This is a genomic window from Candidatus Kerfeldbacteria bacterium (assembly GCA_016214565.1).
In the GTDB taxonomy this organism is placed as follows: domain Bacteria; phylum Patescibacteriota; class Patescibacteriia; order UBA10025; family JAHIVO01; genus JAXDBW01.
On the sequence record JACROE010000002.1, the window covers coordinates 1107699 to 1116013 of the forward strand.

10 protein-coding genes are annotated in these 8315 nt (G+C 45.1%); all 10 read right to left on the reverse strand.

The window, feature by feature from the left end; translation table 11 throughout:
- Positions 1-27 precede the first annotated feature (27 nt).
- The gene (locus tag HZC01_05495) at positions 28-1146 is read right to left on the reverse strand and encodes a glycosyltransferase family 4 protein (GenBank protein ID MBI5038127.1); all 1119 of its coding nucleotides are present in this window, start codon (positions 1144-1146) and stop codon (positions 28-30) included.
- The gene (locus tag HZC01_05500) at positions 1143-2270 is read right to left on the reverse strand and encodes a glycosyltransferase family 4 protein (GenBank protein ID MBI5038128.1); all 1128 of its coding nucleotides are present in this window, start codon (positions 2268-2270) and stop codon (positions 1143-1145) included. Before HZC01_05500 ends, HZC01_05495 begins: the two co-directional genes overlap by 4 nt.
- Positions 2251-2598: a DUF2304 family protein gene (locus tag HZC01_05505; protein ID MBI5038129.1), complete on the reverse strand. Its 348-nt coding sequence runs from the start codon at positions 2596-2598 to the stop codon at positions 2251-2253. The genes HZC01_05500 and HZC01_05505 overlap by 20 nt, the downstream gene beginning before the upstream one ends.
- Positions 2595-3269, reverse strand: coding sequence for a glycosyltransferase family 2 protein (locus HZC01_05510; protein MBI5038130.1), 675 nt, complete (start codon positions 3267-3269; stop codon positions 2595-2597). Before HZC01_05510 ends, HZC01_05505 begins: the two co-directional genes overlap by 4 nt.
- On the reverse strand, positions 3266-4600 hold the full coding sequence (locus HZC01_05515; GenBank protein MBI5038131.1) for a nucleotide sugar dehydrogenase: 1335 nt from the start codon (positions 4598-4600) through the stop codon (positions 3266-3268). The genes HZC01_05510 and HZC01_05515 overlap by 4 nt, the downstream gene beginning before the upstream one ends.
- On the reverse strand, positions 4587-5498 hold the full coding sequence (locus HZC01_05520; protein MBI5038132.1) for an NAD-dependent epimerase/dehydratase family protein: 912 nt from the start codon (positions 5496-5498) through the stop codon (positions 4587-4589). Before HZC01_05520 ends, HZC01_05515 begins: the two co-directional genes overlap by 14 nt.
- 6 nt (positions 5499-5504) lie before the next feature.
- Entirely contained in the window at positions 5505-6539 is a 1035-nt protein-coding gene (locus tag HZC01_05525) for an NAD-dependent epimerase/dehydratase family protein (GenBank protein ID MBI5038133.1), read from the reverse strand.
- 6 nt (positions 6540-6545) lie between these two features.
- Positions 6546-7253, reverse strand: coding sequence for a glycosyltransferase family 2 protein (locus tag HZC01_05530; GenBank protein MBI5038134.1), 708 nt, complete (start codon positions 7251-7253; stop codon positions 6546-6548).
- A 67-nt stretch (positions 7254-7320) separates the two neighbouring features.
- Positions 7321-7767, reverse strand: a complete 447-nt coding sequence (locus tag HZC01_05535) for a GtrA family protein (GenBank protein ID MBI5038135.1) — start codon at positions 7765-7767, stop codon at positions 7321-7323.
- Between the two features lie 4 nt (positions 7768-7771).
- Positions 7772-8315: FG-GAP repeat protein (locus HZC01_05540; GenBank protein MBI5038136.1), on the reverse strand; the 544-nt coding region annotated here is incomplete at its 5' end.

Here is an 8315-nt window from a genome sequence, read left to right on the forward strand (position 1 = left end):
AGGGTTTAATAGAATAGATAATCTGGCTCATTGCACATATGTTTGTAAAAGCGCCCAGGTCGATGCTGCTGTACGTTCCCAGGATAATTGACGCTTGACTAACTGATACCCCTGTTCTCCAAGTTTTGCGCGCTGTGAATCATGAAGCAGATTTGCCAACGCGCTAGAAAGACCTGGCGCGTCACCAGATGGTACTAATCGGCCGTTTTCCCCATCAATGAGATACTGGCCAACGTCACCTACATCTGTCGCTACTACCGGTAATCGAGCCGCCCAGGCCTCTAGGAGTGTTAAAGGATGGCCCTCTGACAAAGATGGTAGCGCGAACATCCAGGATGACTGATACAGGGCAATTAAGGCCCTTCCAGTAATTTTGCCGAGGAAATCCACTCGCTGACTCATACCCAGTTCCTGCGCCAATTGCTTGAGCCGCGCTGCTTCGTAGCCATAGCCGACAATGCGCAACCGACTGTCCCTATCTCCAGAAGTAATTAGCGCCTGGTACGCGTGTAATAATATGTCAACACCCTTCACTGCGTCGAGACGACCAACAAAAAGGATACTTGGATAATCGGTTTTTTCTGCTATCACGCTATCAAATACCGTAACGTCCACACCGTTTGGAATAACGGTAATATGTTTATTAACATTCGGCACATTGATGAATGATTGACTCACACTAATAATAGAAGTATAGCGTATCTTAGTTAAGATAAATCGCTCAATGAAATACTGAATCCCCTCTTTGGCTTTTTGGTTTGTCAATTGCGAGCCGTGGACCACCATAATGACCGGCCGTCGCTTGCACCAGCCGACAATTTTTCCAACAATTCCTGGCGTTATGGATTGAGGTACATACACATCCGCGGCTGAATGAAATAATAAATATGCAGTGCTCGCACATAAAAACCACGCGCGTACAAAAACATTGCTAAACGAACTCGATGGCCCCAGGGAAACCAGCCGCACTGACGGATCAAGATCATATGCTATTGGCTCACCGCTGATACGCCGAGTAATGATCTCAACGCTGCACCCATATAACCGTACCAGCCGATTGGCCATTTGACGAACATACTCCTGCCCCCCACCGATCAGCGGATACCAAGCATCGATGATAAATGTTATATGTCGGCTTTGTTTCATACAAGAGTTTGATAATATGAATCCACGGCAGCCGCCTGCTCATGCCACTGATATCGTGCTAATAGTGTTGGTAATTCTTTTTGTTTCTGCTGATAGAATGTTTCATTATACAACAGTTGCTCTAATGCTTTTGCCAACACTTCAATGTCACCAACTGGATACAAAATTCCACCAACCCCATCTCGAGTCACCTCGCGAATAGCTGGAATATCTGTAGCCACATATGGTCGACCGACAAGTGCTGCCTCAAGCGTCACGATGCCAAATCCCTCCACCGATGACGGATGGCACAATATGTTACACGACTGCAGCTGACGCAGTACATCTCCATGCTTGGGCAGAAAACCGTGGAATGTGACCAAAGAAGCAACGCCGAGGTCAACGGCTAATTTCTCCAGAGAATCCGCGGATGGACCTGAACCGATTATATGGCTGTGGACTTCTTTCCCGCGACTGTGTAATAACGCCTGAGCATGCAATACGTCGGCCACCCGCTTATAGGGAACCAGCCGACTTACAACACAAAGGCTATGCGCTATTGGCTGGTTGGCGGTAACCGGAGCGTGCTCATGATCAATACCGTTATACACTACCTGAATACGACATTTAATACGATTCTTTATTTTATCAAAGGTATATTGTGAATTAGCAATGACCCCGTTCCAGCCAAGGCGTAAATAAATCCGCTCAACGATCTCGCCGATCAAACCAAGCCAGCCAAAAAGTTTGACCCATTGCCCTAACCACAAATCATGCAGAGTTATTACTGCGCGTGCTTGATACCGCCGCGCCAAAAAATACCCTGGTATATATGCAACAATCGCCTGAGTATCAATGAGATCGGGTCGCTGGGGTAAACGTACGCAGCATATCGACAGTGCAAAGAGAAATCGGCTCCACAAGCCTTGGTGGTGTGTATAATTTCGCGCTGGACCAACACGTAATACAGTAACATCTCCAATTTGGCCATACCGCACAGCACCTGGCTCATGGCTCGCAATAACCGTAACCTGATTTTTACGCGCTAATTCCTTGGCAATATAAAAACAACGCGCTTCCACGCCCCCCCGCATTTCGCGCTCCTCTGTGTGCGGGAAATATTCACTAATGAGTACGATGTTCATCCTGCTTCTTCGCGGCTGCTAATGCTTTTTTTCTAACCAGCTGGGTAATTTCCCGCTCCATAAACTCAAGTTTGACGTACAAGCGAAACACTCCATAAAATAATGCAACAACTGACATGTATACGAGCGCGTCAGCTCCACGTCCGACACCAACTGACCGAGCTATAATTCCGCTCGCATGCGGCCACCATACAAAAAAGGCAACGGCGCCCCAAAGAAACAGCCAAATAAATAAGGCGAGATACGTGATTGAACCGCTGCGAAAACGCAAGTACGCCCGTGAGGCAGCAAATAAAACAAATAGTGTAATAAGTATCTTAATAATCATCGCATGAGTCGGCCAATAATATATTTGAAAAGTACTTTACCGAACGCCATCGTGCTTTGTCCTTTTTCTGTCGAATACGCGCTGTAATGAATGGTAACAGGCACCTCCACAAATCGAAGCTGATTTCGATTAATCTCATCCAAAATTTCCGAGGCGTGGGCCATACGGTCTTGATGAATTTTTATGCGATGTGCAGCGTCTCGAGTAAGCGCCCGCAACCCATTATGGGTATCGGTTACATTAAGCCCTGAGGCGAAACGCGTAAAAATGACAGCTGCGCGTAGCATTACTTTCCGCAATAACGGCATATTTTCTGCAGTATTTTCTAAAAATCTCGAACCAAGCACAATATCAGCTCGACCATCCTGGATCGGCTGCAGCAGCCGATCGATATCGTCGGCATTGTGTTGGCCATCAGCATCAAATGTCACAATTGCTTCAGCGTCATGCTCAAGTGCATATACAATACCGGTTTTCAATGATGCTCCCTGGCCTCGATTAATTTCGTGTGTCAGAACAATTGCACCAGCCTGGGCTGCGGTCATTCCTGTACCATCATCTGAGCCGTCATCAATGACAACTACCTGGGGATATCGCTGTCGTACCTGCTCAACTACGGTAGCAATTCTTTGTCCCTCATTTAATGCTGGAATAATTACAAATGTGTTCATCGTCCAATCCCTCGATAAATTAATCCGGCGGCGATTATTTTCTCTTTATCCAAACAATTTTTTCCATCAATTACTACTTTCACATTATTCTTTCTTAGCATTGCGGGCGAAATATTCAAAAACTCACGATGATTAGTGGCAACGACGATTGCTTCCACGCGTTTAAGTAAAGTAGCTAAATCAGGTGTAGTAGATTCTTTTGGGAAAAAGGGATCAAATACTTCTACGGTTGCACCTTCTGACTTTAATAGTTTGAGAATATCTAACGCTGGACTTTCGCGTAAGTCGTCAACATCAGCTTTGTAGGAAAGGCCCAATAATCCAATTTTAGTACCCTTGAGCGGTTTACGCACTTGATTAAGACCCTTCATCAGCAGTTCAACGGTATAAGCCGGCATGCTGTTATTAATGTCGCGAGCCAGCTTAAGAAAACGATGATCAAATCCTGCCACCCGTGCCCGCTCAATCAAATAATATGGATCAACAGGAATGCAATGGCCACCAACACCACACGAGGGATAGTGCGCCATAAAAGCAAAAGGTTTTGTTTTCGAGCCCTCAATCACATCGACTAAATCAATGCCGAGCACCTCAAATGATTTAGCAAGCTCATTAACAAAAGCGATATTAATATCCCGGAATGAATTTTCAATAATTTTGGTCGCTTCTGCTGCCTTAATTGATTTCATCGGACGAACCTCTCCTTCTAAAATTGATCGATAAAACTTTACCGAGAGCTGTAGTCCTTTCGCTGACGTAGCGCCAACACACCGGGGAATGTTTCGCACTGTCCAATGCGGATCCCCCGGATTAATCCGTTCCGGGGAATGTGCTAAATAAAAATCTTTGCCACACACCAAACCCGACCCCTTTTCCAATATCGGTTGAATTATTTCCTCACAAACGCCCGGATTGACGGTTGATTCCATAATGACTAATTGACCGCGCTTCAAAAAACGAGCAATACTCTTACTCGCGCTGCGAACCGGTTCCAGGTCGGGGTTGTGGCGCTCATCAATTGGCGTTGGCACGCAAATCACAATAATATCGGATTTTTTTACTGAATCGAAGCTGGTGGTGGCTGTAAAACTTTTTTTTGCCACCCAGCCTGCCAAACGTTCATCACCTTTTATTGGTGAAACTCCTTTGTTAATAAGGTTTACTTTTGCTCGATCTTTAGAAATCCCAAAAGTGGTATAGCCCCTTTCTCCACATAGACATGCTAAGGGTAAACCGACATAGCCAATGCCAACAATCGTCACTATTTGCCGATGCCGTGAAGTCCGTTTTTTAATTTCTTTCCGAAGAGATCCTCTTTTACGCTGTACCATACTTTTGAGTAAACCAATTATAAGTTAATGTCAATCCTTGCGATAACTTCGTGACAGGCCGCCAGTGCATTATCTTTTGTGCTCGCAGATTACTGAGTGCACTCCGATATTGTTCTGAAACCCTTCGGTGTCGTACTGGCCTCACCACCCCAGCGATACGGGCCATCTGCCGATACAAATCTGCAATCCTGACTTCGCGTCCGGTACTTATATTAGCGACAACCGATTGAGAAATTCGCATTGATTGTACCGAAGCTCGAACTACATCATGTACATAAATAAAATCTCTTGTCTGTCGTCCGGTATTAAAAATCGTACTTGGACTTCTCTGAGAAAGCTGATGTGAAAAAATTGCCACTACCCCACCTTCGCCAAATGCATCCTGACGAGGGCCGTACACATTTGACAGACGCAATACCGCATACCTGACGCCGGAGTTAACCAAATATAGCTCAGCGGCGTACTTGGCGATTCCATAGGGCGTGGCGGGGGCAGCGGGATCGCGCTCGAAATTTGGCGGTGTTGCAGCCGGGTTATAGACCGCCGCCGTCGAGTAAAATATAACTTTTTTGATCTTATATTGTTTTGCTAAATCAAACACCTTAATGCTCCCTACTACATTAACCATTGCATCATAAACTGGCTTCTGCTTTGATACTTGCAAATTCTTTTGGGCAGCAAGATGAAAAATGTAATCAAATCGATATTTTTTAAACAATCGATCAAGCGCGGGCGTTGTTACATCTATTTTGAAAAAAAGAGCCTTCGCATTAACAAATTGCTTTTTCCCAACACTTAAATCATCCACAACAACTACACGATGTCGTCGCTGTACCAATGAATCAACTAAATGCGAACCGATAAAACCCGCCCCGCCAGTAACAAGGATAGTACTCATAGCTGATTATTCTTCATCATAACGGTTCAACATGGGCTGGAGAACATTTTGGTTGGCTTTGACATATTCTATGGTTTGATGCAGCCCATCAGTTAACGTAATCAAGGGGTACCAACCAAGCTTTTCTTTCGCCCGAGTAATATCAGGTAGTCCCAACGGAGACATAAAGAGCAACGACGGCTTGTGCGTGATCACGGACTGTGAATTAGTCATCTGTTTAATTAATTGGGCGATATCCGTCATTTTGCACTCCTCGTAGTGACCAAAATTAACCGGTTCAGTTTCATGAGACTGCATTAATTTCAATAATGCTTCAACGATATCAGATACAAAACACAATGAAGTGGTAAAACTCTCATCTCCATAAATAACCAGGGGCTTATTATTCAAAGCCTGTAATACAAAGTCAGGAATCATGTGCCCATCAAACAAGGACAGCCGCGGGCCATACGTTCGAAAAATTCGAGCAATTCTGGTATCGAGATTGTACACGTCATGATAGGTATTCACCGCCGTTTCTCCAAAACGCTTACCTTCATCGTAGTTTGCCCGAGGGCTAATCGGATCTACATAACCAAAGTATTCTTCAGAAAATAATGGAGCATTGGCAAATCGTGGACCGTACATCACGGCCGAGGACGCAAATAAAAACTTCGCCTTATAATTGCGGGCTAGTTCAAGCGCGTTGATAACGCCCTGGCTATTAGCGCGCAAAGTCTGGATGCGATATTCGTTAAACTTTTTTGGCGAAGTAGGTGTAGCTAAATAATATATCTCTTGAACGCCAAGGAACCGAACTTTAAATTTATCCAGTTCATGAGCTTCAACGAGATTAATTGGTTGACTAATGTCGTGTTTAAGAAATTCAAAATGCGAATTTTGTAGCAAATGATTAATATTTTCAACTCGGCCTGTAGAAAAATCGTCAAGGCAAATGACATTGTGCACTTTTACTAATTCCTCGCACAAATGTGACCCGATAAATCCGGCGCCGCCGATGACTAATATATTTTTGCGTTCGCTTGATGAAGTTGGTGTCATACGATGTTATGATCTAAATCGAATTGATAATAGCGTAATAAACATACGAATGGCGCTGAGCGCAAATTGGGCCGGCGAACCAACCAGCGTTGAACCGCTCTTATCGGTCCAGCGCGTCGGCACTTCAATGACCGAAAACCCTTGGCGACGAGCACGATGAAGCAATTCAACGTCAAATGCCATATTATGCACGTGCAACTGTGGTATCAACTGATCGACCAAGCGGCGATTAAAGACTTTAGCGCCACATTGCGTGTCCGCGTAGGGCAACCAAAAAAGAATCTTAACGACGAGGCGAAAGCCCCAACTAGCAATCGTGCGGTACCAGCTTCGGTTCATGACTACCGACCCCCTTTTCCAGCGAGAGGCAATAGCGCCATCATAATTATACGCTGCTTCAACTACCCTCTTGAATTCTTTTGGATCAGTTGCGCCATCAGCATCAACAAAGCCAATATAATCACCGCGTGCTTTTAAAAATCCAGAATGTACCGCCCCACCCTTGCCGATCTTCTCTTGAATCTCCATTACCATAACCTTTCCTGGATGAGCAGCTTCAAAAGCGCGGGCAATCCCAATTGTATTGTCACGCGAACCGTTTACAATTACGCAAAATTCGACACTTTCCTTTTGAAAAAAATCCCAATACCGAGCCAGTGTCTCACCGATGCGCCTCTCTTCGTTATACGCTGGAATAATGATTGATAAGAGCATAATCAGGTTTTATTATACCGAAAACATACCATTCTGGCAAGATGGTCTCGTTCGACATAAAATCGCCTTATGACGCCCGAAATGTCCAGTATTTATTAGCAAAATAATTACTAAATAAGACTATCGCAATTGCCACAACCTTAGCAAAAAAATCTTCCGCCGTACCAAACCATTGCTCAGCGCTGGTATGCTCTACGATCGCGTACGTGATCCCGATATTAAGGGCATAATTAAGCAAGCTAACGACTATAAATTTCCCTGACTCAGAGCCAGTTTTGCCGCTATTGCCTTTTGCAAAAGTCCAATACTTGTTCCAATAAAAATTATTTATAATTGCCGCACAAACACTGATTGCTGTAGCACTTATATAATAAAAATCAAAAAAACGTGTCAGGATCGAATAAACACCAAAGTCAACAATAGTGCCGAGCACACCAACAATGGCAAATTTAACGAACTGAACAATACCGGGACGTCGCTGAATATATGGCAATTGAAGTATGGTGCGAAACATAAGATTATTGTGCAGCGACAGAGACAGACCCACGATAGCTTGTTGGAAAAGCAAATAGCTGACTCTCGGCTATGCCGGTACCGGAAAAGACGCGCACGTGGGGACCACCCGATCCAGCGGGAGCAGTAACAATTTCATTGATACCGTCACTGTCCATATCCCCTGCCGCCACATTCACCCCACCACGAAACGTCGTGGCGTAGGCGAAGAATCCTGCTAATGAAACACCTGACTGGTCAAATATCCGCACATGCGGTGCGCTGCCTGGCCCAGTCCCAGTAATAATTTCTTCTGCATAATTTCCCAGGACATCTCCAGCCGCCACATTCACCCCACCACGAAACGTCGTGGCGTAGGCGAAGAAACTGTAGAGTGAATTCCCGCGTGCATCAAAAACCCTGACATGAGGAGCGCCACCAGCGCCTGCGCCAGTAATAATTTCATCAACGCCATCACCATTGACATCTCCAGCCGCCACATTCACCCCACCCCGAAACGTCGTGGCGTAGGCGAAGAAACTGTAGAGTGAATTCCCGCGTGCATCAAAA